A 25,063-nucleotide genomic window follows, 5' to 3' on the forward strand; every position below is an offset into this window, starting at 1 on the left:
CGTCGCGCATGTCAGGCGCCGTGGCAATCAGCGACGGCGCTGCAGCTGGTCGAGCAACCCGCCGCTGCCGAAGTGGGTTTCCATCGCCTCTTCCCAGCTACCGGCGATGTCCTCGACCAGCAGCAGCTCGGTCTCGGGGAACTGATCGGCGAACTCTTCGACGACCGTTTCGTGATGCACGCGGTAGTTGAAGCCGGCCAGCTGGCGCTGGGCCTCCTCGCTGTAGAGGTACTCCAGGTAGGCCTGGGCCAGGTCCAGATTGCCGTTGCGCTCGGCGTTGGGCTCGACCACGGCCACCGGGAACTCGGCCAGGATGCTGACCGGCGGCACGATCACTTCGTAGTCGTCGGTGCCGTACTCCTGGCGAATGTTGTTGACCTCGGATTCGAAGCTGATCAGCACGTCGCCGAGGCCGCGCTCGATGAAGCTGGTGGTGGCGCCGCGACCGCCGGTGTCGAACACTGCCACGTTGCGCAGGAAGGTGCGCATGAAGTCGTGGATCTGCTCCTCGTCGCCGTCGAACTGCTGCTGAGCGAAGCCCCAGGCGGCCAGGTAGGTGTAGCGGCCGTTGCCCGAGGTCTTGGGGTTGGGGAAGACCATGCGCACGTCTTCACGCACCAGGTCGTCCCAGCTCTCGATGCCCTTGGGGTTGTCCTTGCGCACCAGGAAGGCGGTGGTGGAGTAGTAGGGCGAGGCGTTGTTGGGCAGTTTCTCCTGCCAGTCCTCGGCCACCAGGCCGGCATCGGCCAGTACCTGGACGTCGGTCACCTGGTTGTAGGTCACCACGTCGGCACGCAGTCCCTGCAGAATGGCGCGGGCCTGGGCCGAGGAGCCGCCGTGGGATTGCTGAATGCCGATCTGCTCGCCGTGCTCCGCCTGCCAGTGGTTGCGGAACTCGGGGTTGATCGCGGCAAACAGCTCACGGGCGATGTCGTAGGAGGAGTTGAGGATCTCGCGCTCGGCAGCCATCGCCGGCGCTGCCAGGCCAAGACCCAGGGCAGCGGCGATCAGGGTGCGGCGAAGAGAGGGAAGTCGCATTGGGCGTCTCCGGCAAAGGGAACTTGGTAGCAAGAGTATGGCCGACCAAGTGGAATTACAATCCGTGTTTTTATTCTATTTTTCTATAAGCTTCATTGGCGCTGTCTGTCGGGTGCCCGGCGGTCGGGGCAGTCTGTTAATATGACGCCTCTTTCCCCGTGCGATGGCTGTTATCCCCATGAGCGACATGAACCGCGACTTCCTGATTGCCCCCTCCATTCTCTCCGCCGATTTCGCCCGGCTGGGCGAGGAAGTCGACCGGGTCCTGGCCGCCGGGGCGGATATCGTCCACTTCGACGTCATGGACAACCATTACGTGCCCAATCTGACCATCGGTCCCATGGTCTGCGAGGCGCTGCGCAAGCACGGCGTCACCGCGCCCATCGATGCCCACCTGATGGTCAAGCCGGTGGACCGCCTGATTGGCGACTTCATCGATGCCGGGGCAAGCTACATCACCTTCCATCCGGAGGCGTCCGAGCATATCGACCGCTCGCTGCAGCTGATCCGCAGCGGCGGCTGCAAGGCTGGCCTGGTGTTCAATCCGGCCACGCCGCTCTCCTATCTCGATTACGTGATGGACAAGGTCGACATGATCCTGCTGATGAGCGTCAACCCCGGTTTCGGCGGGCAGGCCTTCATCCCGGGTACGCTGGACAAGCTGCGCGAGGCACGCCGTCGCATCGACGCCTCGGGCCGCGACATTCGGCTCGAGATCGACGGCGGGGTGAAGGTCGACAACATTGCCGAGATCGCCCGTGCCGGTGCCGACACCTTCGTCGCCGGTTCGGCAGTCTTCGGTGCCGGCCGCGATGGCGACCCCAACCGTTACGACAGCGTCATTCGCGCCTTCCGCGAACAGCTGGCGACGGTATAGCCCGCGCGCGATGAACCATTCGGCGTCCGTTACGTGGTACCTCTACCTGCTCGAAACCCGGCGAGGGATGCTCTACACCGGCATCACCACCGACGTCGCCCGGCGCCTGGCGCAGCATGAGGCGGGGCAGGGCGCCAAGGCCCTGCGCGGACGCGGGCCGCTGACACTGGTGCACCATGAGCCGGTGGGCAGCCATGGCGAGGCGCTGCGGCTCGAGGCCGAGGTCAAGCGTCTCTCGGCAGCACGCAAGCGGGCCTGGCTTCAGTCTCGGCGGGAACGGGCCCAGGAGCATAAGGAAACAGCATGCACGCCATCCTCGACGACATCCGCCTGATCAGCTTCGACCTGGACGGCACCCTGGTGGACTCCGTGCCCGATCTGGCGGTGGCCGTGGATGCCAGTCTGGCCGAATGCGGGCTGCCCGCCGCCGGTGAGGCGCGGGTGCGCAACTGGGTGGGCAACGGCTCATGGAAGCTCGTCGAGCGGGCGTTGACCTTCGCCCGGCAGGCGCCCCCCGACGAGGCGCTGCTGGCGCGGGCCCATGAGGCCTTTCTCGTCCACTACGGGCGCGATCCCGGCTCGCGTACGCGGCTCTATCCCGGCGTGCGCGAAGCGCTGGATGCGCTGCGCAGTGACGACAGAATACTGACCCTGGTGACCAACAAGCCGTTCGCGTTCATCCGCCCGATCCTGGCGCAGCTCGGGCTCGAAGCGCACTTCGCGCTGTGTCTGGGGGGCGACAGCCTGCCGCAGAAGAAGCCCGACCCAGCGCCGCTGCTGCACGTGGCGGCGCATTTCGGCCTGCCGCCCTCGGCCTGTCTGATGGTGGGCGACTCCCGCCACGACGTTGCCGCCGGCCGGGCCGCCGGCTTCCGCACCCTGGCCGTACCCTACGGCTACAACCATGGCGAACCGGTGCGCGACAGCCGCCCGGATGCGCTGGTTGATTCACTGGCGGAACTCGTTTAGGGTGATTTTCGATCCTTATCAATGACCTCGGAATCCTTCCGTTTGCCTATTCCTGCGGGAAACGCTTCGATGGACAGCATGATGCTGCATGACGACACCTTAACCCGTGGTTGCCTGCGTCGGGCAGCTGACACGACGGTGCCCTTTTCTGCCCAGCCCGCCGCTTGGCGATGGTGAAGCTCGCTGAAGCATCACCCTGATTCACCATCCGTCACCGTCATATCTCGAGGGCCCCGTCATGATGACTCCCGAACGTTTCCGTGCGCTGGCCGAGGCCGGCTTCAACCGCATTCCGGTCACCCGTGAGGTGCTGGCCGATCTCGACACCCCGCTGTCGACCTATCTCAAGCTGGCCGACGAGCCATGGACCTTCCTGCTCGAATCGGTGCAGGGCGGCGAAAAGTGGGGGCGCTACTCGATCATCGGCCTGCCTTCTCACGAGCGCATCGAAGTGCGCGGCTTCACCATCAGTCACGTACGCCAGGGCGAGTGCATCGAACGCGTGGAGGTGGCGGATCCGCTGGCCTGGATCGAGGCGTTCCAGGGGCGTTTCCGGGTGCCCAACCTGGACGATCAGCCGCGCTTCGACGGCGGCCTGGTAGGCTACTTCGGCTACGACACCATCCGCTACATCGAACCGCGGCTGAGGGGCGTGGAAAAACCCGATCCGCTGGGCGTGCCCGACATCCTGCTGATGGTGTGCGACGAGCTGGTGGTGTTCGACAACCTCTCGGGCCGGCTGACGCTGTGGACCCATGCCGACCCTGCCGCTGCGGATGCCTTTGCCACGGCGGTGGCGCGTCTCGAGAGCCTGGAGCGGCGCCTGCGCAGCTCGGGCGTTCAGGCCGCCAGCCCCGGCACCGGACGCAGTGCGGTGGAGGAGGGGCACTTTACCTCGGGCTTCACCGAGGCCGGTTTCAAGGCGGCGGTGGAGAAGATCAAGGAGTACGTACTGGCCGGCGACGTCATGCAGTGCGTACCGTCGCAGCGCATGTCGATTCCCTATCGTGCCTCGCCGCTTGACCTGTACCGCGCGCTGCGCAGCCTCAACCCATCGCCCTACATGTTCTTCTTCAACTTGGGCGACCATCATGTGGTGGGCTCCTCTCCGGAGATCCTCACGCGGCTGGAGGATGGCGAGGTCACGGTACGGCCCATCGCCGGCACCCGGGTGCGCGGCAAGACCGAGGAGGAGGACCGGGCGCTCGAGGCCGAACTGCTGGCCGACCCCAAGGAGATCGCCGAGCATCTCATGCTGATCGATCTGGGGCGCAACGACGTGGGGCGCATCAGCGAGACGGGTTCGGTGCAGGTGACCGACCAGATGGCCGTGGAACGCTACTCCCACGTGATGCACATCGTTTCCAACGTCACCGGACGCCTGAAGCCGGGTCTCAGCGCCATGGACGTGCTGCGCGCCACCTTCCCGGCGGGCACGCTTTCGGGGGCACCCAAGATCCGCGCCATGGAGATCATCGACGAGCTGGAGCCGGTCAAGCGCGGCATCTATTCCGGCGCGGTCGGGTATCTCTCCTGGCACGGCAACATGGATACCGCGATCGCCATTCGTACCGCGGTGATCAAGGATGGTGAGCTGCATGTGCAGGCCGGGGCCGGCGTGGTGGCCGATTCCGTACCCGAGATGGAGTGGCAGGAGACGCTCAACAAGGGGCGCGCCATCTTCCGCGCCGTGGCCATGGCCGAAAAGGGCCTGGACAACCTCTAGGCCAAGTCTTGCTGCGGGCTAGGACTCTCTGCGCTTGACCCTACGGCGTTCGGCGCCCCTGCCATGACGAGCAGGGGCACCGTGGGTCGCGCCGAGAAACGCTCATTCGTCCTCGGCCTCGTCCCGTTCTGGCGCTTCGGTTTCTTCTGCGTCTTCGCCTTCTGGCGACTCTTCACCCTCTACCGCGTCGGCCTCGCTGTCGCGCTCTTCGGCTTCTCTCTCTTCGGCTTCGCCCATCGTCAGGGCGGTGCGGATCAGCTTGGCGTTGTGACGCATCATGGCCACGTAGTTCGTGGCATCGCCATCGGGTTCGCTGAGGGAGTCGACATACAGCGGGCCGGCGATCGGCAGTTCCGTGTCGGCGGCGATGCTGCGGATGTAGCGGTCCGAGAGGGTGCTTTCCCAGAACAGGGCGCCTGGCTGGCTCTGCTCGATCAAGTCGACGATGCGCATGACCTGCTGGGGCGAGCCCTCGGTTTCGGCATTGCTGCCCCACACGCCGTCATGGCGAAAGCCGTAGGCATCGGCAAAATAGACGAAGGCCGCTTCCGTGGTGATCAGCAGCCGCTGCTCCTCGGGAATCGGGGCGAGCAGTTCGCCGATCTCCTCGTGCAGGCGGGCCAGGGTTTCCGTGGCCGCAGCGGCACGTGCCTGGAAATTGTCGGCGGCCTCGGGGTGAAGCTCGCTGAGCTGGTCGGCGATCACCTTCATGTAGGCTGCCACGGCGCGCGGGTCCATCCACAGGTGCGGGTCGGGCTCCCCGGTGTATTCACCCGTGACGATGGGCCGAGTCGGGTATTCCGTGGCTTCCGCTACCGGTACCAGCGGTGCACGGTTGCCCACCGTGGCGTAAACCTGGCGCATCCACTGCTCGAGCTGGTAGCCGTTGTAGAAGACGAGGTCGGCATCCTCCAGCGCAATGAAATTGTTGGGTGTCAGCTCCCACTCATGGACTTCGGCACCTACCGGAGTCAGCACCACCAGTTCGATATCGTTACCGCCGACTTTGTTGACCAGGTCGCCAAGAATCGAGAAGCTGGCGACCACTTTGGGATTGGCTGCCGCCGCCGTCACGCTGCCGACCATGGCGGCGAGAGGCAGGGTCAGCCAGATACAGGCACGGCGGGTAAAGCGCATCGTCAATCTCCTTTTCGCGGTAGCGCACTGCCCGATGATAGAGACTGGGAGGTACGCTGGCCAGCCGCGACTGTCCCGGCCGCCGACGAACGCGTCGGCCGGAGGCATCTTGCGTTGACAGCTCGGCTGCCTGGGCGGCACTATTGCGTCATGAACGCAAACGCCTATATGCCGAATTCGATCCAGTGGTGGCGCTCCTGAGCGAGGGGCGGCGCGCTGACGACTGAACGAAATGCCGCCGTCGGGCGGCTTTTTTGTGTCCGAAGCAGAACCTGCACGGCTGGCCGCGCACGACGAAACATTGAAAAGATTCGCTGGAACAGGACCTTCTCGCCATGTCCGTGCTGATGATCGACAACTATGACAGCTTCACCTTCAACGTGGTGCAGTATCTTGGCGAACTCGGTGCCGAGGTAGCCACCTATCGCAACGACGCCATTACCCTGGAGCAGATGGAAGCGCTGGCGCCGAGCCACCTGGTGATCTCGCCCGGCCCTTGCACCCCCAACGAGGCGGGCATCTCGTTGGCTGCCATTCGGCACTTCGCCGGTCGTCTGCCGATCCTCGGCATCTGCCTCGGTCATCAGGCGATCGGTCAGGTCTATGGCGGCAAGGTGGTGCGCGCCCCGCAGGTGATGCACGGCAAGACCTCGCGCATCCGTCATAATGGTCTTGGTGTCTTCGCCGGTCTCGAGGATCCGCTGGAGGTCACGCGCTACCACTCACTGGTCGTGGAAGCCGACACGCTGCCCGAGTGCCTCGAGGTGACCTCCTGGACCGACGACGATGACGTGACCCCCGGACTGATCATGGGGCTGCGTCACCGTGAGCTGGATATCGAAGGCGTGCAGTTCCACCCGGAGTCGATTCTGACGCGTCAGGGGCATGAGCTGCTGGCCAATTTTCTCAAGCGCCGCTGAGCCGCCCGTAAAGAGGAGTGCCTGCCCATGCAGATGCGAGACGCCATTGCCGCGGTGATGCGCCGTGAAAACCTTAGCTTCGATCAGACCCATGCCGTCATGCAGCAGATCATGACCGGCGAGGCCAGCGATGCGCAGATCGGCGGTTTTCTGGTCGGTCTGGCGATGAAGGGGGAGACGGCCGAGGAGATCGGTGCCGCCGCCCAGGTGATGCGCGAGCTGATGAAGCGTGTCCACCTTCAGCGCAGCGAGAACGTGGTGGACATCGTCGGCACCGGCGGCGACGGCGCCAACCTGTTCAACGTCTCGACCGCTTCCAGCTTCGTTGCCGCGGCTGCCGGCGCCCAGGTGGCCAAGCACGGCAATCGCAGCGTTTCATCCTCTTCGGGCAGCGCCGATCTGTTCGACATGGCGGGCATTCATCTCGATCTCCGGCCGGAGCAGGTGGCGCGCTGCATCGAGCACGTCGGGGTCGGCTTCATGTTCGCCCCCAACCATCATCCCGCCATGCGTTTCGCCATCGGCCCGCGGCGCGAGATGGGAGTGCGCACCCTGTTCAACATCCTCGGGCCGTTGACCAATCCCGCCGGGGCGCCGAACCAGGTGCTGGGGGTCTATTCGGCCGAGCTGGTGCCGCTGATGGCCGAGGTGCTGCGTCAGCTCGGCAGCCGCCACGTCATGGTGGTTCATGCCGAGGACGGTCTCGACGAGATCTCCCTGGCGGCGCCGACCCAGGTGGCCGAGCTGAAGGACGGCGAGATTCGCCGTTACACCATCGCGCCCGAGGACTTCGGCATCGAGCGGCAGGCACTGAGTCCCTTGAAAGTGGTCAGCGCCGAGGACAGTCTGCGGCTGGTGCGCGAGGCGCTGGTGGGCGAGGGGCCGGCGGCCGACATCGTCTCTCTCAACGCCGGAGCGGCGCTCTACTGCGCGGGTGTCGCCGATACCCTCAAAGAGGGCGTGATGATGGCCCAGGACGCTCAGGCCTCCAAGCTGCCTCTCGAGAAAATGAAGGAGCTGGCCGACTTCACCCGCGTACTGGTTTCCTGAGCGTCACGGCTCTCCCGGGTCGGCTGTCGGCAATGCCACCAGACTCAGGAGTTTGTCTTCGCGCAGGCAAACCATGCCGGTGATCTCGCGGCCGGCCGTCCAGCCGTTGCCCAGGTCTTCGAGCAATCGCAGGCGAACGGGGCCGATGCCCTGCCAGGACATGAGTTCGGCGGCGGGAAAGTGGAACATGCGACCCACCAGCGGGTAGAGCGCCTTGAACAGGCTCTCTTTGAGGGAGAAGGTCGCGCTTACCATCAGTCCCACGCTCGACGACGGCAGCGTTTCCATGCGAACGAGCTCCTCGGCGGTCAGTATCCTTCTGGCCAGCCGGCGGGCCTGCTCCTCGTTCAGCAACCGTTCGGCATCGAGACCGACACCCTGATAGACCTGGCGATGGGCGACCAGGGCCGCGGCCCAGCCGTCGCTATGAGTGATGGCTCCCACGCAGCCCTCGGGCCAGCACGGCGAGCGATCCTCGTTCATGCTTGGGGTTGCGTCCCTGCCATCCAGCAGCTGCAGGGCACGGCGTGCGCACAGCCGCCCGGCAACGTATTCCGCCCGCCGTTTGGCAATGGCGTCATGCAAGCGGGGCGGGAGAACGACGTCATGGCGTTCACCGAGAGCATCGCCAGCGGCCGGCTCGTCGAGGCGGGCAGGGTCGAAGCGAGTCGCCACCAGGCAGGTGCCAGGAAGGGGCGAGGCCCAGGGCCAGTCGCTGCTGAAAGGACCGATAACAGGGTCGACAAAAGAAGAGGAGCTGTCCATGGGCGAATTCTTGCATGGGCCACGGGCTGTCGTCATGTATCCTGACTATTCGCGCCGGAGAGAGACGAGCGATGTGCCGACTTTGGGTAGCGTCGCGTTCCATGTCGAACCGCAGATAGGTAATATGGGGCGCTCACCGGCTTCAACCGCGGCCAGCGCCGCCCGTACCGAGACAGCACCATGAGCCCAACCAAGGACGCCCCGACCATTCTCACCCGCATCCTGGCCCGCAAGGACGAGGAAGTGGCAGAGCGCAGCCGCGCCGTGTCCGAAGCCGAGCTGCTGACCTTGGCCGAACGGCAGAGCGCCCCCCGCGGTTTCATCGCGGCACTCGACCGGCGCATCGCCGAGGGCGATCCGGCGGTGATCGCCGAGATTAAGAAGGCCTCGCCCTCCAAGGGCGTGATCCGCGAAGACTTCCAGCCTGCCGAGATTGCGGCGAGCTATGCTGACGGCGGTGCCGCCTGCCTCTCGGTGCTGACCGACGCCGACTTCTTCCAGGGCCACGAGGACTTCCTCATCGCCGCGCGTGAGGCGTGCGAGCTGCCGGTGATCCGCAAGGATTTCATCGTCCATGGCTATCAGGTCAGCGAGGCGCGCGCCATCGGCGCCGACTGCATCCTGCTGATCGTCGCCGCGCTGGAAGATGCCCAGATGGCCGATCTCTACCAGCAGGCAACGGCGCTGGGCATGGATGTCCTGGTCGAGGTGCATGACGCCCTGGAACTCGAGCGTGCGCTCAAGCTCGGCATCGGCCTGGTGGGCATCAACAACCGTAACCTGCATACCTTCGATACCCGCCTGGAAACCACGCTGGAGCTGTTGCCGCGGATTCCTGCCGGGGTCACCGTGGTCACGGAGTCCGGCATTCATACCCAGGCCGATGTGCTGCGCATGCGCGAGCACGACGTACATGGCTTTCTGGTCGGCGAGGCCTTCATGCGCGAGCAGGAACCGGGTGAAGCGTTGCGGCGGCTGTTCTACTGAACGGGTTGAAATCAGGGACCAAAAGGGCAGCCGCGTTGGCTGCCCTTTTTCGTCGGCAGAACAATAGCGAGTGTTCTAATGTGTTTATGTGCAGTCCAGCACATCAGGAGCCCTCATGTTTGACCACGTCAAGTTTGGTGTCAGCGACTATGTAGCTAGCAAGGCCTTTTTCCTTAAAGCTCTCGAGCCGCTTGGGGTAATAGGAGGTGCGGAAGGTGAGCCGTCATACGGCATCGAACTCTGCGGTAAGGGAGGCGCCTCGCTGTGCCTGTACCAGGCCAAGGAGAAGCCTGCCCCTCTTCATATCGCGTTCCATGCCGACACTCGACAGCAGGTCGATGACTTCTATCATGCGGCCTTGAAGGCCGGGGGCAAGGACAACGGTGCTCCTGGTCTGCGTCCGAACTATCATGCGAACTACTATGCCGCCTTCGTCATCGGCCCGGATGGGCACAACGTCGAAGCGGTGTGCCACGAGCCCGTGTCTCCTTCCTTTTGCTCTTCCCATATTAGGTAAATTTAACTTGGGTGCTTTGCCGAAGTCGCTCGGTGTCTTGTCGAGCGATTTTTCAAGTCCAGGAGAAGAAGTCATGATGAAGCCGGTTTGCTGGTTCGAGATCTACGTGCAGGACATGGCTCGTGCAAAGGCCTTCTACGAGGCTGTATTCGACGTGCAGTTGGAAGAACTGCCGAGCCCAAGCGCCGATGAAGAGATGCTGGCCTTCCCCGGTGCCATGGAGGAGGCTGCGGGAAGTTCGGGAGCGCTCGTGAAGAGTGGCAACTGGCAGCCCGGCACCGCCGGTACGGGGACGGTCGTCTACTTTGCCTGCGAAGACTGCGCCGTACAGGTGGCGCGGGTGGCCGCGAGTGGTGGCAAGGTGCTTCAGGAGAAGATTTCCATTGGCGACTACGGCTTTGCGGCGCTGATTGCCGATACCGAGGGCAATTCGATCGGGCTTCATTCGATGAGGTAGAGAACATTGCCGCTACAAAGTGTGCAATGAGATGGCAATGACAGCAATGGAGATATCCAAAGCGCGATGGACGAGTGCATGAAACCGGTCATTCAAGAAGAGATATCCGGCTGCGGTATTGCCGCGAGCGCTGCGATCGCCGGCATTACCTACGCCGAGACTAAGAAGAAGGCTAACTCTCTGGGTATTTATGCCGAGGACCCGACACTATGGTCGAGTACCGAGCATGTTCGCAGGCTTCTGCGCGAACTCAATGTTTCAGTCGGCACAAAGACAATACCTTTTGAGGCATGGGAGCGGCTTCCAGACAAGGCGCTCCTGGCGATTAAATGGAGGGTGGAGCGGGGAAAGCCATTCTGGCATTGGGTCGTTTTCGTCAGGGATGGGGTCAATGCGGTCGTGCTTGATTCCAAGAAAGGCTTGAAATCCAATGTTCGCAGGGACTTCGGACGTATGAAGCCCAAGTGGTATATCGCAGTGGCCAACTGACGCTGGGCAGCAGTGTGTGGCCACCTCAGAAAGGAAAAAGCAGGGAAAGCGATGAACCAAGACGAAATCAAGGCATTGTTCGATCAGCAGGCTTCCAGCTATGACGCCCAGTGGGCGAAGACGTTGCCGATTCGGAACTGCCTGCACTTGCTACTGGATGCGGCCTTTGCCGAGCTACCCGAAGAGGCACAAGTGCTCTGCGTGGGAGTAGGAACGGGAGCGGAGCTGTCTCACCTTGCTCGTAACAATCCCACTTGGAAGTTCACTGCCGTAGAGCCCTCTAACGCAATGCTGGACATCTGCCGGAAGCAGGCGGAAACGGAGGGTTTCGCGGGGCGCTGTCAATTTCACGAGGGCTATCTGGAATCACTTCCTGGCGCCCAGATATTCGATGCTGCTACCTGCTTGCTGGTGTCGCAATTCATTCTCGACCGGCAGGCCCGTTCCGACTTCTTTCACGAAATAGCCCGCAGGCTCAAGCCGGGTGGGCTTCTCGCGAGTTCTGACTTGGCCTCGGATGTGGCATCACCCGAGTATGAGGTGTTGCTGCGCGCCTGGATGAACATGATGGCGCAGGCGGATATCACGCCTGAGGGAATGGCGCGCATGCGCAAGGCCTATGCCAACGACGTTGGCGTACTTCCGCCGAGTAGGGTGGCTGCCATCATAGAGGCCGGAGGCTTCGAGCCACCCGTGCAGTTCTTCCAGGCCGGCTTGATTCACGCCTGGCTGTCGAAGCGCACCGCAAGCAGCGCCGTCCATGGGTCGAGGAGGCGATATGAGCGTCTCTAACTATCTCGTCGTCACTCCTCATGCAAGCCAATTCCCCCGACCTATTACTTTCAAAAAAGGTGTCCTTCTCACCGTTGACGAAAAATACGAGGAAAGGAGGGCTGGGAGAACTGGTTTTTTTGCAGTGCGCCAGGGCAGGAGCCGGGCTGGGTGCCGTTAGAGAAGCTGAAGAAAGTCGATGATTAAAGGGGGCTTGGCGGTGCCCTTGCAAGCGGCTGCAAGGCTGACTGTCGTAGGTTTCTGCATACGCGGGGTCTTCATGCTTAGCAAGAATCGGACGAGGCGCCGTGGCGACTGATTTACTAGGCTGCCAACCTTGGCGGCTGCTCACTCCCTATCGAGATTAGCGAAGAAGTGCGCCATGGCTTCTATTGCCTCATTGTCGACGCCGCGCATGATATCGATCATGGTGGTGTCCGGGCCACCGCGGGTACGCTCACGATAGGCCTTCATCGCGTAAGCGAGATAATCCTCACGCTGGCCTGCCAGGCGCGGCATCTGCTCGCGACCCTGATAGTCAGAGCCATGACAGCTGGCACAGCGCTGCTGGCGGGAGAGCGCTCGCCCTTTCTCCGCCAGTGCTTCGTCGCGCTCGCCTTCCGGCGTGGCGACGGGCTGCTCGGCGTAGTAGGCAGCAAGTGCTTGAATCTCGGCGTCGCTGAGCCCCCGGGCCTGAGATGTCATCTCATCCGAGCGACGTAGCCGCTCGCGGAAGTAGATCATCTGGTTGGTGATGGCCAGGGCCGGCTGTCCGGCCAGCGAAGGCGTGTTCTCCCGCGTCGAGTTGCCATCCTCGCCGTGGCAGGCGGCGCAGACCTGCACCTGTGCTTCCAGGGGCAGGCCTGCTGCCGGGCCGCTCTCCGACCAGACCGGCAGGGCCAGCAGCAGCCCCGCCAAGCCCGTCGATACGATGGGAAGGCGCTGCCAGGGCAACGTGCGTCCATCACGGCGCATGGCCTCACTCCATGTACTCAGGGGTTTCATAACTGATGCGATAGATCGCACCGTTTTGCTCGTCGGAAACCAGCAGGGAGCCGTCCGGCATTTGCAGCACGTCTACTGGACGGCCAGAGAAGGCATTCTCACGTGGATCAAGCAGACCCACCATGAAGGGTGAGATGGCAGCACGCTCACCATCCTCGGAGAGATGGGCCACCTGCACGTCGTAACCGTCACTCAATGTGCGGTTCCAAGAGCCGCGGCGAGCGATGAATATGGCGTTTCGGTACTCCTCGGGGAACATGTCGCCGGTGTAGAAGCGCATTCCCAAGGCGGCGGTATGGCCACCCATCAGTGCAGCGGGCATGGTAACGCCGTCACAGGCCCCTTCCGAGCCGAGCTCTGGATCGATTACGCCGTGCGCATGGCAATAAGGGAAGCCGAAGTGTTCTCCGGATTCACTGAGACGATTCAGTTCATCCTGCGGACCGTGTTCGCCCAACCAATCCTGTCCGTTGTCGGTGAACCAGAGTTCGCCCGTTTCCGGATGGAAGTCGAAGCCCACGCTGTTACGCACACCGCGTGCCTCCACCCTCATGTCGGAGCCATCAGGCTCGAAGCTGTGAATGGTGGCGTGGGTATCCTCGTCGACTTCGCAGCCATTACAAGGGGCGCCCACTGGAATGTAGAGCCGGCCATCGGGACCGAAGGCGAGGAACTTCCAGCCGTGGTGCTCGTCGTCCGGTAAGCCGAAGGCCTCGGTCAGCTCTTCGGGCTCGGCGACGTCGTCGGCCAACTGCGACTCGATATCGTCGTAACGGAAGATGCGGTTGATGGCTGCGACGTAAAGGCTGCCATCCTTGAAGGCCACGCCGTTGGGCTGGGTCAAGCCTTCGGCGATGATCACATGCTCACGCTCGTCGCCGTTGTCACGCACCGCGTAGACACGGCCGATACTTCGGGTGCCCACGAACAGTGTGCCATCGTCGCCGCGTGCCATCATGCGGGCGCCGGGCATACCGTGGGCCCAGATCTCGGCGCTGAAGCCGTCGGGCATGCGTAGTTGGTCGAGCGGTATGTCTTCTTTCTCCGTCACTGTCAGTGGTGTGGCATGTGGGGCGAGCGGTGAGTCAGCCATCTCGGCGGAGCGACCCTGGGCCCAGGCGGGCTCGTGTTCATCGGCCTGCAGGGGAGTGGCGAGACCGAGTGCGATCGCGCCCGCCGCACTCAGGGCAAGGGGAAACTGGCGTGAGGGGATCATGTCGGTTCCTTGTTGTTATTCGGCGGATCCTGAATGGACCGCACATACTTCAACAAGCCTAGGAGCCGGTTCGCGGGAAATCGATTGCTTTTATCTATCGACTGAATAGCCACAAAAGCGCCGAGATGAGTACGCTGAGCAGAACCATGGTGGCGATGGGGAAATAGAACGAGAAGTTCTCGCGGCGTATGGCGATATCTCCCGGCAGTTGGCCAAGCGGCAGCTTGGAGAGCCATGGCCAGAGCAGGCCGATGAGCACGATACACAGGCCAATGACGATCAGGGTGCGGGACATCCTGCCTCCTGTTCCGTTTGACTTGCGCTGACCGAGAACAAACCGTACCGGCGAGTGACGGTACGGTTGAGACTGGCTAGCGCTTACTGCTCGGCGCTGAAGGGCAGGGATGAGTGGTGCAGCACGATGCGCAGCTCACCTTCGTCATCCAGGTGATAACCCCAGGTCTTGTCCACGGTGGTGGTGTTGCCTTCGGCATCGAGGATGGACACGTTGCCCATGGTCAGGGCGACGTCGCCGCTGATCAGGATGGCGGCATTTTCGATTGTGACTTCCTGCCAGCCCTTCAGGGCAAAGCCGCTGTCTTCACTGTACTCATCGCTGTGGCCGACGAAGTAGGCCAGTGCGCCTTCGGGCGTCGTACGGAAGGTTTGCGGCGCGGCGGCCAGAGTAGGTTTGAAGAGTACCGCACCCATGTCGTAGCCGTAGGCGCTCTCGATCACTTCCTGTGCCAGTTCGCGGGCGGCGTCGATGCCTTCCGCCTCATAGATAGTGGAAATGGCAACCAGGGCGTCGCCCCAGGCTTGTTGTGCCGCCAGCACCTGCTCTTCGGTGATGTCGCCACCCAAGTGAGTGACCTGTGCGGCACTGGCCAGGCCAGCAGTGCCAAGGCCGAGCCCGAGAGCCGTGGCAGTCAATAGCGTCTTGAGTTTCATCATCCCTCTCCTGTCGATAAGTCCATGTAAGGTCTAGTGATCGAGCCTGCAAGCTTACCAGCTCAGCCGGCGCAGGTGGGTCAGAATTCCCTGCAGCGGGTGCGGCAGGGCCTGGCCGGAGAGGCGGCTGGCCTGGCTGCGGCAGGAGTAACCGGTGGCCAGCAGGCGGCCCCGGTTGGTCTCGTCCTCGACCACCGGCTGCCACGACTGGGCGTAGATGGTCTTCGAGGTTTCCCGGTTGCGCGCTTCGTGGCCGTAGGTGCCGGACATGCCGCAGCAGCCGCTGGCGACGAGTTCGAGCTCGAAGCCGAAGGCGGCGAACACCTGCTGCCACGCCTTGGGGCTGCCCGGGGCATTGGTCTTCTCGGTGCAGTGGGAGAGCAGCCGGAAGCTCGGGTCGTCGAGTTTCTGAAGCTCCCGGGCCAGGGCCGGCGGCACCAGGCGCTTGCCCTGAGCCACCAGCCACTCCTGCAGCATCAGCACCTCGGGCACGGCAGCGGGGCCCAGCGCCTTCACGTACTCCTGGCGGTAGGTGAGGGTCATGGCCGGGTCGATGCCCACCAGCGGCACGCCGAACTCGGCCAGGGCGCGCAGCCGTCGCGCCTGCTTCTCCGCGGTGCGCTCGAAGGCGCCAAGGAAGCCCTGCACGTGCAGCGGCTTGCCGTTGGCCGTATAGGGGGCGACGAACACCTTGATGTCCAGACGCGAGAGCAGCTCGACGATGTCCATCACCAATTCTGCCTCGAAGTGGCTGGTGAAGGCGTCCTGCACGATCACTACGCTTCTGGCCTTCTGCGCCTCGCTGAGCAGACCCAGCGAGATCGGCGTCGCCTCGGCGACACCCCAGGCACGCAGCTGCTTGGTCAGTCGTGCGCGAGAGAGGCGCGGGCTGTCGACCAGGCCGACGTGCTGGGACAGCAGGCGGTCCACCAGGCGCTGATTCAGCGCGGCGTTGTACAGCGGCGCGGCATGGGCGAGATAAGGCACGAAGAACTCCATGCCGCCGATCAGGTAATCCCGCAGCGGGCGCAGGTAGCGGCCGTGGTAGACCTCGAGGAACTGCGAGCGCGAGTCCGGCACGTTGACCTTGATCGGGCACTGGCCGGCGCAGGACTTGCAGGCCAGGCAGCCCGCCATGGCGTCGTAGACCTCATGGGAGAAGTCGGCCTCGTCGCGGCGGCGCCAGGTGTTGCGCGCCCGCGCCGGGAACGAGGTGATGAAGCCCCATACCCCCTCGCGGCGCTTCTCTTTTGCCTCTTCGACCAGGTCGATCCCGGCCTTGCCCTGCAGGCGCAGCCACTCGCGGACGAGGCTGGCGCGTCCCTTGGGCGAGTGGATGCGGTCGCGGGTCGCCTTCCACGAGGGGCACATGGCGTCGTCGGGATCGTAGTTGTAGCAGGCGCCGTTGCCGTTGCAGTACACCGTGGCGGCGTGGGCCTGCCATGCGCGCTCGTCGATCTGGCGGTCGAGCTGGCCGCGGGTGGGCACGCCGTCGATGGTCAGCAGGCCCGGGTCGACCCACTTCACCGCATCCTCGCTGACGCTAGTTGTCGACGCTGTGCCCGCGGCTTCGGGCGGGATGGAGGGCTCCGCGGCTTCGGGCGGGATGGAGGGAGTCGCGATCTTGCCGGGGTTCAGCTGGTTGTGCGGGTCGAAGGCGGCCTTGACCCGCTGCAGGCTGGGGTAGAGCTCGCCGAAGAACTTGGGCGCGTATTCGGAGCGCACGCCCTTGCCGTGCTCGCCCCAGAGCAGGCCGCCGTACTTGTGGGTCAGCTCCGCCACCTCGTCGGAGACTTCGCGGATCAGCCGCTCCTGCTCGGGATCCTTCATGTCGATGGCGGGGCGCACGTGCAGCACGCCGGCATCGACGTGGCCGAACATGCCGTAGCTGAGCCCGCGGGCGTCCAGCGCGGCGCGGAACTCGGCGATGAAGTCGGCCAGATGCTCCGGCGGCACCGCGGTATCCTCGACGAAGGGGATCGGCCGCTTCTCGCCCTTCTCGTCGACCCTGGCATTGCCCAGCAAACCCACGGCGCGCTTGCGCATGCCGTAGACCTGCTGGATCTGGGCGCGCCCCTGGGCGAGGGTGTAGCCGAGGCGCGGTACGCTCTCATCCGCTTCCAGGTGACGACAGAAGGCGGCCACCCGCTCGGCAAGCCGCTCGGGGTCGTCGTCATTGAATTCGATCAGGTTGATGCCGCGGATGGCCACCGCCTGGCGCTCGGCCGTGACGGTATCGCCCTCGGCAGATCCCTGGGGCGCCTCGCTGGGAAAGAACTCCGCCACGCTGTCCCAGACGAAGTCCTCCATGGCCAGCAGCAGCACCTTGTCGTCCACCGTCTCGATGGAGGTGGGTTTCGCCGCAGAAGCCATCAAGGCCTTGGCGTCGCGCAGGGCATCCATGAAGCCCGCATAGCGCACGTTGACCAGGGTCGAGTGCTTGGGGATCGGCAGCACGTTGAGTACCGCCTCGTTGAGGAACCCCAGCGAGCCCTCCGAGCCGCACAGCAGGCTGTTCATGTCGAGGCGGCCTTGCGCGTCCCTGAGATGCGCCAGGTCGTAGCCGGTCAGGCAGCGGTTGAGCGGCGGAAACTTGGCCGCGATCAGCTCGCGCTGGGTGTCGATGATTTCCCGCGCGGTGCGGTAGGCGTTGCCGATCGCGCCGCTGTGGTGACACAGCGTCTCCAGCTCGGCGTCTTCCACCGGGCGGCTCACCAGCCGCTCGCCGCCGAGCAGCACGGTGTCGAGTTCGAGCACGTGATCGCGGGTCTTGCCGTACTCGCAGCTGCCCTGGCCGCTGGCGTCGGTGGAGATCATGCCGCCGATGGTGGCGCGGTTGGAGGTGGAGAGCTCAGGCGCGAAGAACAGCCCATGAGGTTTCAACGCCGCATTGAGCTGATCCTTGACCACCCCGGCCTGCACCCGCACCCGGCGGTTCTCGACGTCGATCTCCAGTATCCGGTTCATATGGCGCGAGACGTCCACCACCAGGCCGTCGGTGAGCGACTGGCCGTTGGTGCCGGTGCCGCCGCCGCGGGGCGTGAGCACCACCTGACGATGCTTGGGCTCGGCGGCGAGCCGGGCGATGCGTTCGAGATCCTCGGCGTGGCGCGGGAACAGTGCCGCCTGGGGCAGGCGCTGGTAGATCGAATTGTCGGTGGCCAGCACGGTGCGGCTGGCGTAGTCCGGGGCGATCTCGCCCTCGAAGCCGGAGGCCTTCAGCGCCTCGAGAAAACGCAGGTAATGCGCGCTCAGCCCCTCGATGACGGGAGCGTCGGCGGTGTCCAGTCTTGCGATCATGGCTAGTCGTATCGGTCGTTTGATGCCACCCGGGGGCGGGACGGCAGGGAATGACGCTACTTTACCGCGAGCGGGCGGGGGACGCATCCCGCCACGGCCAGGAGCCGCGGCGGGATGCCGACGCGCGTGGACTCAGGCGTGGCCGGCAGCGGGCTGGGCAGTGGCCGAGGCGCGGCCGGCCCGGGCGCTCCACGTCAGGGTGGCGAGGAACAGTGCCAGGCCCAGGAAGTCCAGTGCCAGCTGACCGTGGGGCCAGAGCATCAGGGCACCCATGGGGAACATCGCCAGGCGCAGCCACCAGGGTAGTTCGTGCTCCAGGAAGCCCTCGAGGCCGGCGATGATCGCATAGATGCCGAACAGGGCGAAGGCGAACACCGTGAGCATCTCGGCAGGAGAACCGGTGATCAGCGGCGACCAGACGAACAGCAGGGGGATGATGTAGAGCCCCTTGGCGATCTTCCAGGCGGTGAAGCCGGTGCGCATCGGCGGTGTCCTGGCGATGGCCGCGGCGGCAAACGCCGTGAGGCATACCGGCGGGGTGACGTTGGAGTCCTGGGAGAGCCAGAAGATCACCATGTGGGCCGCCACCAGCAGCAGGGTCAGGGTGTGGGGCGAGAGCGCTTGCTCGTAGAGCTGGCGGCGGAAGTCATCGGGCACCAGGGTGAGCAGCTCGCGGGCGCTGGCTGCGTCCATGGGAGCGCTCAGGGCCTCCAGGCTCTCCGGAGCGGCAAGCATGAAGATCGCCTTGGCCTGCTCGGGCAACTGACCGGCCATCAGCAGCTCCACCAGTTGGCCGTGAGCCATCAGACCGTAGAGGGCCGGCGCCGAGAGGGTGCCCAGCACGATATAGGCGGCGGTGACCGGCAGACCCATGCCCAGTACCAGGGAGGCGATGGCAATCAGCACGATGGTGATCAGCAGGCTGCCACCGGCCCAGTCGGTGATCATCAGCGAGAAGGTGTTGCCGATGCCGGTAGTGGAGACCACGTTGACGATCAGACCCACGGTGAGCAGCAGGATCGCCGTGGTGATCATGTTACGGGTGCCAAGCACCAGGGCTTCCATCACCACCGTTGGGGTCATGGGGTTGCGCGATAGCCAGGAGGCCACCACCACCGAGAGGATGGCGATGCCGGCAGCGTAGGTGGGGGTGAAGCCGTAGATCAGTGCGGCCACCAGCACCACCAGCGGCAGCAGGAAGTGCCAGCCGCCCTTGAGCACCTCGAGGAAGCGCGGCGCCTCTTCGGTCTCGACGTGCTGGGCGCCGCTGCGCTTGGCCTCGATGCGCACGAACATCGCCACCGAGAGGAAGTAGAGCAGCGCCGGCAGGGCCGCCACGCCGATGATGGTGAGGTAGGAGACCTGGGTATAGGAGGCCATGATGAAGGCGCCGGCGCCCATCACCGGAGGCATCAACTGGCCGCCGGTGGAGGCCGCGGCCTCGACCCCGGCGGCGAAGCGCGGCGGGAAGCCGGCCTTGCGCATCAGCGGGATGGTGATCACCCCGGTGGAGACGGTGTTGGCGACGCTGGAGCCGGACACCGAGCCCATCAACCCGGAGGAGAAGACCGCGACGAAGCCGGGGCCGCCAATGAAGCGCCCGGCGGCGCAGCGGGCCAGCTCGATGATGAAGTCGCCGGCGCCGGAGCGCACCAGGAAGGCGCCGAACAGGATGAACATGAAGACGTACGACCAGGAGATGCGGGCGATGGAGCCCAGCATGCCGTCGCCGCCCAGATAGCTGCGAAACAGCACCGTCTCCCAGGAGAGGCCGGGGAAGCCGAACACCCCGCCTACGTGGCGCCCCCACCAGGCCACGTAGGTGAGCGCCACCAGACAGAGCAGCGGGATGAACCAGCCGGTGGTGCGACGAGCGAACTCCAGCACCAGGCCGAGGGCGACGATGGAGACGATCCAGTCGGCGGTGGAGAAGCGTACCCCGCGGGCGTAGAGGGCGTCCTCGAAGCCGATCAGGTAGAAGGCGCAGCCCAGCGCCGCCAGGCCGAGCAGGATGTCCACCGCCAGCACCAGGCGTTGGCCGCCGACGGAGCGGGCCCTGAGCATGGGCACCGAGAGGGCGCAGAGCAGGCCGAACATGCCGAAGTGCAGGGCGCTGACCCACACCTCGGAGAGGGTGCCGAGGGTGTTGAAGTAGAGATGCGACAGGGCCACGACGATGGCCAGGGCGAACAGCAGCCGGCCGAGCCAGGGATGCTCGAGGCGCTCGGGGGCTTCGCTGGCGGCGTCGTCGCGCACCTCGGGAGTGGGCGTTGCGTTCATGGGCGTTCTCGCGGAGCTGGCGTGGATGGGAAGGCGTTGTCGGTGGTCAGGCTCGGGGCTTGCCGGCGACAGGCCTGCGGCGGTACGGGGCTGTTGCCGGTGACAAGCCTCCGAGAAGGCGCTGTGAACCCCTCCCTGGGCGCTACCGACGCCATCCCTGGCGTAGGACCTTCTCTTCGGCTTGTCCCCGGCCGCCCCTTCAGAGGCTCAGTTCACTGTTCTCGCCTAGCCCTCGAGCAGATGCTCGGGGATCTCCAGCCCCTGCTCCTGGAAGTAGCGGGCAGCGCCGGGGTGCAGCGGCATGGGCAGGCCGTCCAGGGCCTTCTCGAGGGCCATGTCGCGGGTCGCCGGATGGATGTTGTTGAGGAAGGGCAGGTTCTCGAACATCGCCTTGGTGATCTGGTAGACGTGCTCTTCCGGGACGTCGGCGTTGACCACCAGAATGTTGGGCTGGGCGATGGTGTGAACCGGCTCGTCCTGGCTCGGGTAGGTGCCGGCGGGGATCTCGTAGGGGGTCCACACCGGGTAGTCGGCGTTGATCCGCTCGAGCTGCTCTTCCGTCACGTTCAGGATGGAGAGGTTGTTGCCCATGTTGGCGAAGGCGCTGGTCACCGCGGAGGCGGGCACCCCGGCGGGGATGTTCATGCCGTCGATGTTGCCGTTCTGCATGGAGTCGGCGCTGGGGCCGTAGCCCAGGTAGGCGAGGTTCATCTGCTCGGGGTCGATCTCGAGACCGGCAAGAATCTGCCGACCGGAACCTTCGGTACCCGAGTTGCGGGCGCCGATGGAGAAGCCGCGGCCGTAGAGGTTGGACAGGTCGTCGATGGTACCGCTCTCCACCCGATTGCTGCGCATCACGAAGTGCTCGACGTTCTGCCACAGCATGGAGATGGAGCGTACGTTGTCGTAGGCCTTGGGTACCGGGCCCTCACCGTGCCAGGCCCAGGCGCCGTAGAGGGCCTGGAGGATGCCGAACTGGGCCTGGTTGTCGTCCATCAGACGCAGGTTCTCGGCGGAGCCGGCGGAGCTGATGGCGGAGACCGAGATGTTGTGGGTCGGCTCCAGCTTGACGCGGACCAGGGTGGAGAGGGCGACGCCCACCGGGTAGAAGGTGCCACCGGTGGTGGCGGTGCCCATGATGTATTGGCCGCTGCCGTTGTCGGTACGGGCGGCCGCGGCCGCGGTTGCGGCACCGAGGCCAAGGGCGGCGGCGGTGGCAAGGCAGAGGGCGGACTTGAGGAACTGGCGCTTGTGCATGGCGGGTCTCCGTATGTCGAGCGTTGTGGTTATGAGACGCTCTGACATAGCGACAAGCCTGCCAGTTTCGGTGACACCCTATGTATTTCAGTGAGTTGTGCTGAGAAGCCGTGAAACCGCCTGGGCCTGGGTGAGTGCTGTCGGCAATTATTTGCCGACATGGCGGCGCCCCATCGGCAAGATCTTGCCGATGGGCGGGGCGGGCTCAGCTGTCGTAGCTGCCGTCGAGGAAGGCCTCGCGGCGCAAGCCGTGCTTCTGCATCTTCTGGTTGAGGGTGCGGCGCGGCAGCTCCAGCTCCTCCATCACCGCCTGGATGTTGCCGCCGTGACGGCCCAGGGCGGCACGCAGCAGGGCTGCTTCGAAGGCGGTCACCTGGGCGGCCAGGGAGTTCTCGTCCGCGGCAGCGGCCGTGCCCAGGCAGGGGATCTCCAGGCCGAGGATGAAACGAGTAGCGGCGTTGCGCAGCTCGCGCAGATTGCCCGGCCAGGCGTGACGCTCGAGGGCCTGGGATAGAGCGGCGTCGGGCTCGCGCAGGGGGCGGTCGTGAACCTCGGCGGCCTGATGGCAGAAGTGGCGGAAGAGCAGGGCGATGTCCTCGCGGCGCTCGCGCAGCGGCGGCAGCGCCAGCTCGGCGATGGCCAGCCGGTAGTAGAGGTCCTCGCGAAAGCCGCCTTCGGCGGCCAGAGCCAGCAGGTCCACCTTGGTGGCCGCTACTACCCGCAGGTCGATCCGCTGCACGGCGTTGCTGCCCAGGCGGGTGATCTCACCCTCCTGCAGGGCGCGCAGCAGCTTGACCTGGGCCGCCAGCGGCAGCGACTCCACCTCGTCGAGGAATAGGGTGCCGCCGCTGGCATGCTCCAGCTTGCCGATACGTCGCTCCTGGGCGCCGGTGAAGGCGCCCTTTTCGTGGCCGAAGAGCTCCGATTCGATCAGCTCCGGCGCCAGGGCACCGCAGTTGAGGGCCACGAAAGGGGTATCGGGGCCGGGGCCGAGCTCGTGGAGGCAGCGCGCCACCACCTCCTTGCCGCTGCCGGTCTCGCCGTGCACCAGCACGTTGGCGCGCACCGGGGCCAGGTTGGCGAGCTGGTCGCGCAGGCGTAGCATGGCCGGCGCCCGCCCCAGCAGGCGGCCGGCCAGATCGCCCTCTCGCAGGGCATGGCGCAGACGGCGATTCTCCAGGGCCAGACGGCGCCGTTCGAGAGCGCGGCGCACGCACTCCTCGAGGCGCTCCGGGGAGAAGGGCTTCTCGACGAAGTCCCAGGCGCCGGCTTGCATTGCCGCGACTGCCATGGGCACGTCGCCATGGCCGGTGATCAGTACCACCGGTGGCGGTTCTTCGAGGCGCTGCACCGCATCCAGCAGCGCCAGGCCATCTATGCCGGGCATCTTCACGTCGCTGACCAGTACGCCGCAGGCGTCGCCGGCGGCCAGCGCCGCCAGGGCCGCTGTGGCTTCGGCGAAGGGGCGCACCGCCAGGTCCGATACTTCGAGCCATTGGCCGAGTGACTCGCGCACGTCGGGATCGTCATCCACCAGCCATATCGGCAATTCGTCAATGCTCACCATGGGGCTCTCCTGAAACAGCGGGGGCGGCAGGCAAGGCTACCCGGAAGTGAGCACCGCCTTCGGGTCGGTTGGCGGCGGCGATGCTTCCGCCCAGGTCCTGGACGATGCCGAAGCTGATGAACAGCCCCAGGCCCAGGCCGTCGCCCACTGCCTTGGTGGTGAAGAAGGGGTCGAAGAGGTGAGACAGGGCGTCCGCCTCGATCCCCGGTCCGTTGTCGGCCACGCCGAGCACCACCTGCCCGCCCTCACGGTGCAGGCTGATCTCCAGGCGTGGTACGGCGCCGCCGCGCAGGGCGTCGAGAGCGTTGCGCAACAGGTTGGTGAGCAACTGTTCGAGGCGCAGCGGGTCGCCCAGCACTCGCAGCGGTGGCCGCAGGGGATCGGGGCGCACCAGGCTCACCCCCTGCTCGGCGATGCGCTCGTCGAGCAGCTCCAGCACGAAGTCGAGCCGCTCGGCCAGATCCACCGGCTCCTGGCGGTCGCCGCGACGGGCGAACAGCTTGAGCTGGCGAATCAGGGCGTCCTGGCGTTCGCACAGCGTCTGGATGCGCTGGAAGTTGGCCTCGGCAGCATCCGAGCGGCCGCGGGCGAGCAGCCGCTCGCCGTTGGCGGCGAAGGTACGGATGCCCGACAGCGGCTGGTTGAGTTCGTGGGCGATGCCGGCGGCCATGGTGCCCAGGGCGGCCAACTTGCCGGCCTGGACCAGCTCTGCCTGGGTTGCCTCCAGCTCCCGGGTGCGCGCCGCGACCCGCGCTTCAAGGCGTTCGTTGGCCTCGCGGACGATGTGGGCCTCGCGGTCGCGCAGGCGCTGACGCTTCTGCCGCTCACGTAGCCAGAGTCCCAGCAGCAGCAGGGCAAGGGTGGCGCCGGCGGCAGCCAGCAGGGCATTGCGGGCGCTGACGTAGAGTGGGCGTACCGGCGCCAGATAGTGCATGGTCCAGCCCAGGGTAGCCTGAGGTTGGCTCAGATCGAGGAAGCGCTCGCCCAGATCGCCGCCGCCAATGCGCAGGGAGCCGTCGGCCAGTCGCTCGCCCAGGGGAAGCAATGGTTCGTCAAGAAATTGGCGCTGGTCGCGGATCTCCGCCAGGGCATCGGGCGAGAGCTCGCCGAGGCGGCGGTAGCGCCACTCCGGGCGGCTGGAGAGGATCACCACACCGTTGGCGTCGGAGAGCAGCACCTTTTCGCCGGCGCGCCGCCAGCTCTCCTGCAGCGATTCCAGCGAGACCTTGAGGGCGAGCACGCCCAGAGGCGCTCCATCGGGCCCGCCCGTCACGGCGGCGGAGACGAAGTAGCCCGGCCGGCTGGTGGTGCTGCCGATAGCGAAGAATTCTCCCCGGCCTGCTGCCATGGCATCGCGGAAGTAAGGGCGAAAGGGATAGCGGTGGCCGAGGAAGCTGTCCTCGCTGGCATGGTTGCTGGCCGCCACGGTCACCCCCTCGGCATCCATCAGGAAGATCGCCTCGGCGCCGGAGCGCTCGGCCACCTCTGCCAGATGAGCGTTGACCTGGGCATCGAAAATGCCCGCTTCGTCGAGCAGCACCGCTTGCACCTGGGGCTGGCGAACCAGCAGTCCCGGCAGGTAGGCGAAGCTCTCCAAAGCACCCTGCAGAGTGGTGGTATAGAGCGTCAATCGTGTCTGGGCGTGGCGCTCGGCCTCACGCGCCGCCTGGGTATACTGCCACTGCCATACCGCCCAGAGCCCGGCGGCCACCAGCAGCCCGCAGCCCATCAGCAGGGCGAGGCGCCAGGTGCGCGGGGTCACGCCGACCACCCCGGCAGGGGCA

Annotated in this window: 23 protein-coding genes; 11 read left to right on the forward strand and 12 right to left on the reverse strand. The window is 65.3% G+C overall.

Annotated elements, in window-relative coordinates; genetic code table 11:
• Window positions 1–27 precede the first annotated feature (27 nt).
• Window positions 28–1,038 (reverse strand): thiosulfate ABC transporter substrate-binding protein CysP, encoded by a 1,011-nt coding sequence (gene cysP, locus C4S71_RS05105; protein WP_086511629.1) that lies wholly within the window; start codon window positions 1,036–1,038, stop codon window positions 28–30.
• A gap of 178 nt (window positions 1,039–1,216) precedes the next feature.
• Here cysP and rpe point away from each other — a divergent pair, with 178 nt between their 5' ends.
• The 4 genes from rpe (at window position 1,217) to trpE (ending at window position 4,610) form a co-directional block, all read left to right on the forward strand.
• Entirely contained in the window at window positions 1,217–1,915 is a 699-nt protein-coding gene (gene rpe / locus C4S71_RS05110) for a ribulose-phosphate 3-epimerase (protein WP_026037987.1), read from the forward strand.
• Window positions 1,916–1,925: 10 nt separating this feature from the next.
• Entirely contained in the window at window positions 1,926–2,249 is a 324-nt protein-coding gene (locus C4S71_RS05115) for a GIY-YIG nuclease family protein (protein WP_086511630.1), read from the forward strand.
• Complete coding sequence (locus C4S71_RS05120) at window positions 2,219–2,884, forward strand: phosphoglycolate phosphatase (protein ID WP_103968418.1); 666 nt, start codon at window positions 2,219–2,221, stop codon at window positions 2,882–2,884. Before C4S71_RS05115 ends, C4S71_RS05120 begins: the two co-directional genes overlap by 31 nt.
• Before the next feature lie 241 nt (window positions 2,885–3,125).
• Window positions 3,126–4,610: an anthranilate synthase component I gene (trpE, locus tag C4S71_RS05125; RefSeq protein WP_103968453.1), complete on the forward strand. Its 1,485-nt coding sequence runs from the start codon at window positions 3,126–3,128 to the stop codon at window positions 4,608–4,610.
• A gap of 102 nt (window positions 4,611–4,712) precedes the next feature.
• Here the strand turns inward: trpE and C4S71_RS05130 are convergent, their stop codons facing one another.
• The gene (locus tag C4S71_RS05130; protein ID WP_103968419.1) at window positions 4,713–5,747 is read right to left on the reverse strand and encodes a metal ABC transporter solute-binding protein, Zn/Mn family; all 1,035 of its coding nucleotides are present in this window, start codon (window positions 5,745–5,747) and stop codon (window positions 4,713–4,715) included.
• Window positions 5,748–6,082: 335 nt separating this feature from the next.
• On the opposite strand from C4S71_RS05130, the gene C4S71_RS05135 reads away from it, so the two are divergent.
• Window positions 6,083–6,667 carry an anthranilate synthase component II gene (locus tag C4S71_RS05135; RefSeq protein ID WP_086511633.1) on the forward strand — a complete coding sequence of 195 codons (585 nt, stop codon included), beginning with the start codon at window positions 6,083–6,085 and terminating at the stop codon, window positions 6,665–6,667.
• Between the two features lie 27 nt (window positions 6,668–6,694).
• Window positions 6,695–7,717, forward strand: coding sequence for an anthranilate phosphoribosyltransferase (gene trpD, locus C4S71_RS05140; RefSeq protein WP_103968420.1), 1,023 nt, complete (start codon window positions 6,695–6,697; stop codon window positions 7,715–7,717).
• Between the two features lie 3 nt (window positions 7,718–7,720).
• On the opposite strand, the gene C4S71_RS05145 is transcribed toward trpD, so the two are convergent.
• Window positions 7,721–8,482 (reverse strand): 4'-phosphopantetheinyl transferase family protein, encoded by a 762-nt coding sequence (locus tag C4S71_RS05145; protein WP_103968421.1) that lies wholly within the window; start codon window positions 8,480–8,482, stop codon window positions 7,721–7,723.
• A gap of 180 nt (window positions 8,483–8,662) precedes the next feature.
• Between C4S71_RS05145 and trpC the strand changes: the two genes are divergently transcribed.
• The 5 genes from trpC to C4S71_RS05170 all read left to right on the forward strand — a co-directional run bounded on the left by trpC (window position 8,663) and on the right by C4S71_RS05170 (window position 11,724).
• Entirely contained in the window at window positions 8,663–9,469 is an 807-nt protein-coding gene (trpC, locus tag C4S71_RS05150) for an indole-3-glycerol phosphate synthase TrpC (protein ID WP_086511636.1), read from the forward strand.
• A 115-nt stretch (window positions 9,470–9,584) separates the two neighbouring features.
• Complete coding sequence (locus tag C4S71_RS05155) at window positions 9,585–9,986, forward strand: VOC family protein (RefSeq protein ID WP_103968422.1); 402 nt, start codon at window positions 9,585–9,587, stop codon at window positions 9,984–9,986.
• A gap of 73 nt (window positions 9,987–10,059) precedes the next feature.
• Entirely contained in the window at window positions 10,060–10,443 is a 384-nt protein-coding gene (locus C4S71_RS05160; protein ID WP_103968423.1) for a VOC family protein, read from the forward strand.
• Window positions 10,444–10,521: 78 nt separating this feature from the next.
• Window positions 10,522–10,932 carry a hypothetical protein gene (locus C4S71_RS05165; protein WP_200825230.1) on the forward strand — a complete coding sequence of 137 codons (411 nt, stop codon included), beginning with the start codon at window positions 10,522–10,524 and terminating at the stop codon, window positions 10,930–10,932.
• 51 nt (window positions 10,933–10,983) lie between these two features.
• Window positions 10,984–11,724 (forward strand): class I SAM-dependent methyltransferase, encoded by a 741-nt coding sequence (locus C4S71_RS05170; RefSeq protein ID WP_103968425.1) that lies wholly within the window; start codon window positions 10,984–10,986, stop codon window positions 11,722–11,724.
• Between the two features lie 327 nt (window positions 11,725–12,051).
• Here C4S71_RS05170 and C4S71_RS05175 read toward each other — a convergent pair whose 3' ends face one another.
• The 9 genes from C4S71_RS05175 to C4S71_RS05215 all read right to left on the reverse strand — a co-directional run bounded on the left by C4S71_RS05175 (window position 12,052) and on the right by C4S71_RS05215 (window position 25,041).
• Window positions 12,052–12,678 (reverse strand): c-type cytochrome, encoded by a 627-nt coding sequence (locus C4S71_RS05175; protein WP_160113356.1) that lies wholly within the window; start codon window positions 12,676–12,678, stop codon window positions 12,052–12,054.
• Between the two features lie 4 nt (window positions 12,679–12,682).
• Complete coding sequence (locus C4S71_RS05180) at window positions 12,683–13,924, reverse strand: PQQ-dependent sugar dehydrogenase (RefSeq protein ID WP_103968427.1); 1,242 nt, start codon at window positions 13,922–13,924, stop codon at window positions 12,683–12,685.
• 94 nt (window positions 13,925–14,018) lie between these two features.
• On the reverse strand, window positions 14,019–14,219 hold the full coding sequence (locus tag C4S71_RS05185) for a DUF2905 domain-containing protein (protein ID WP_103968428.1): 201 nt from the start codon (window positions 14,217–14,219) through the stop codon (window positions 14,019–14,021).
• Between the two features lie 83 nt (window positions 14,220–14,302).
• Window positions 14,303–14,875, reverse strand: coding sequence for a phosphoribosyl-AMP cyclohydrolase (locus C4S71_RS05190; RefSeq protein ID WP_103968429.1), 573 nt, complete (start codon window positions 14,873–14,875; stop codon window positions 14,303–14,305).
• Window positions 14,876–14,929: 54 nt separating this feature from the next.
• The gene (locus C4S71_RS05195; RefSeq protein ID WP_103968430.1) at window positions 14,930–18,175 is read right to left on the reverse strand and encodes an FAD-binding and (Fe-S)-binding domain-containing protein; all 3,246 of its coding nucleotides are present in this window, start codon (window positions 18,173–18,175) and stop codon (window positions 14,930–14,932) included.
• 132 nt (window positions 18,176–18,307) lie between these two features.
• Window positions 18,308–20,455 carry a TRAP transporter permease gene (locus C4S71_RS05200; protein ID WP_103968431.1) on the reverse strand — a complete coding sequence of 716 codons (2,148 nt, stop codon included), beginning with the start codon at window positions 20,453–20,455 and terminating at the stop codon, window positions 18,308–18,310.
• A gap of 225 nt (window positions 20,456–20,680) precedes the next feature.
• The gene (locus tag C4S71_RS05205) at window positions 20,681–21,712 is read right to left on the reverse strand and encodes a TAXI family TRAP transporter solute-binding subunit (RefSeq protein ID WP_103968432.1); all 1,032 of its coding nucleotides are present in this window, start codon (window positions 21,710–21,712) and stop codon (window positions 20,681–20,683) included.
• A 205-nt stretch (window positions 21,713–21,917) separates the two neighbouring features.
• Window positions 21,918–23,279 (reverse strand): sigma-54-dependent transcriptional regulator, encoded by a 1,362-nt coding sequence (locus tag C4S71_RS05210; protein ID WP_103968433.1) that lies wholly within the window; start codon window positions 23,277–23,279, stop codon window positions 21,918–21,920.
• The gene (locus tag C4S71_RS05215) at window positions 23,266–25,041 is read right to left on the reverse strand and encodes a sensor histidine kinase (protein WP_103968434.1); all 1,776 of its coding nucleotides are present in this window, start codon (window positions 25,039–25,041) and stop codon (window positions 23,266–23,268) included. The genes C4S71_RS05210 and C4S71_RS05215 overlap by 14 nt, the downstream gene beginning before the upstream one ends.
• Window positions 25,042–25,063 lie beyond the last annotated feature (22 nt).

Origin of the sequence: Billgrantia desiderata, from assembly GCF_900108215.1 — a bacterium.
Lineage (GTDB): Bacteria > Pseudomonadota > Gammaproteobacteria > Pseudomonadales > Halomonadaceae > Halomonas > Halomonas desiderata.

What these genes read in the sequence shown, in the direction of transcription:
- C4S71_RS05130 (WP_103968419.1), bottom strand. Translation starts at nt 5,747, where the DNA reads ATGCGCTTTACCCGCCGTGCCTGTATCTGGCTGACCCTGCCTCTCGCC.
- trpE (WP_103968453.1), top strand. Translation starts at nt 3,126, where the DNA reads ATGACTCCCGAACGTTTCCGTGCGCTGGCCGAGGCCGGCTTCAACCGC.
- C4S71_RS05145 (WP_103968421.1), bottom strand. Translation starts at nt 8,482, where the DNA reads ATGGACAGCTCCTCTTCTTTTGTCGACCCTGTTATCGGTCCTTTCAGC.
- trpC (WP_086511636.1), top strand. Translation starts at nt 8,663, where the DNA reads ATGAGCCCAACCAAGGACGCCCCGACCATTCTCACCCGCATCCTGGCC.
- C4S71_RS05205 (WP_103968432.1), bottom strand. Translation starts at nt 21,712, where the DNA reads ATGCACAAGCGCCAGTTCCTCAAGTCCGCCCTCTGCCTTGCCACCGCC.
- C4S71_RS05120 (WP_103968418.1), top strand. Translation starts at nt 2,219, where the DNA reads ATGCACGCCATCCTCGACGACATCCGCCTGATCAGCTTCGACCTGGAC.
- C4S71_RS05185 (WP_103968428.1), bottom strand. Translation starts at nt 14,219, where the DNA reads ATGTCCCGCACCCTGATCGTCATTGGCCTGTGTATCGTGCTCATCGGC.
- C4S71_RS05175 (WP_160113356.1), bottom strand. Translation starts at nt 12,678, where the DNA reads ATGCGCCGTGATGGACGCACGTTGCCCTGGCAGCGCCTTCCCATCGTA.
- C4S71_RS05135 (WP_086511633.1), top strand. Translation starts at nt 6,083, where the DNA reads ATGTCCGTGCTGATGATCGACAACTATGACAGCTTCACCTTCAACGTG.
- trpD (WP_103968420.1), top strand. Translation starts at nt 6,695, where the DNA reads ATGCAGATGCGAGACGCCATTGCCGCGGTGATGCGCCGTGAAAACCTT.
- rpe (WP_026037987.1), top strand. Translation starts at nt 1,217, where the DNA reads ATGAGCGACATGAACCGCGACTTCCTGATTGCCCCCTCCATTCTCTCC.
- C4S71_RS05200 (WP_103968431.1), bottom strand. Translation starts at nt 20,455, where the DNA reads ATGAACGCAACGCCCACTCCCGAGGTGCGCGACGACGCCGCCAGCGAA.
- C4S71_RS05165 (WP_200825230.1), top strand. Translation starts at nt 10,522, where the DNA reads ATGAAACCGGTCATTCAAGAAGAGATATCCGGCTGCGGTATTGCCGCG.
- C4S71_RS05180 (WP_103968427.1), bottom strand. Translation starts at nt 13,924, where the DNA reads ATGATCCCCTCACGCCAGTTTCCCCTTGCCCTGAGTGCGGCGGGCGCG.
- C4S71_RS05190 (WP_103968429.1), bottom strand. Translation starts at nt 14,875, where the DNA reads ATGAAACTCAAGACGCTATTGACTGCCACGGCTCTCGGGCTCGGCCTT.
- C4S71_RS05155 (WP_103968422.1), top strand. Translation starts at nt 9,585, where the DNA reads ATGTTTGACCACGTCAAGTTTGGTGTCAGCGACTATGTAGCTAGCAAG.
- C4S71_RS05210 (WP_103968433.1), bottom strand. Translation starts at nt 23,279, where the DNA reads ATGGTGAGCATTGACGAATTGCCGATATGGCTGGTGGATGACGATCCC.
- C4S71_RS05195 (WP_103968430.1), bottom strand. Translation starts at nt 18,175, where the DNA reads ATGATCGCAAGACTGGACACCGCCGACGCTCCCGTCATCGAGGGGCTG.
- cysP (WP_086511629.1), bottom strand. Translation starts at nt 1,038, where the DNA reads ATGCGACTTCCCTCTCTTCGCCGCACCCTGATCGCCGCTGCCCTGGGT.
- C4S71_RS05115 (WP_086511630.1), top strand. Translation starts at nt 1,926, where the DNA reads ATGAACCATTCGGCGTCCGTTACGTGGTACCTCTACCTGCTCGAAACC.
- C4S71_RS05160 (WP_103968423.1), top strand. Translation starts at nt 10,060, where the DNA reads ATGATGAAGCCGGTTTGCTGGTTCGAGATCTACGTGCAGGACATGGCT.
- C4S71_RS05170 (WP_103968425.1), top strand. Translation starts at nt 10,984, where the DNA reads ATGAACCAAGACGAAATCAAGGCATTGTTCGATCAGCAGGCTTCCAGC.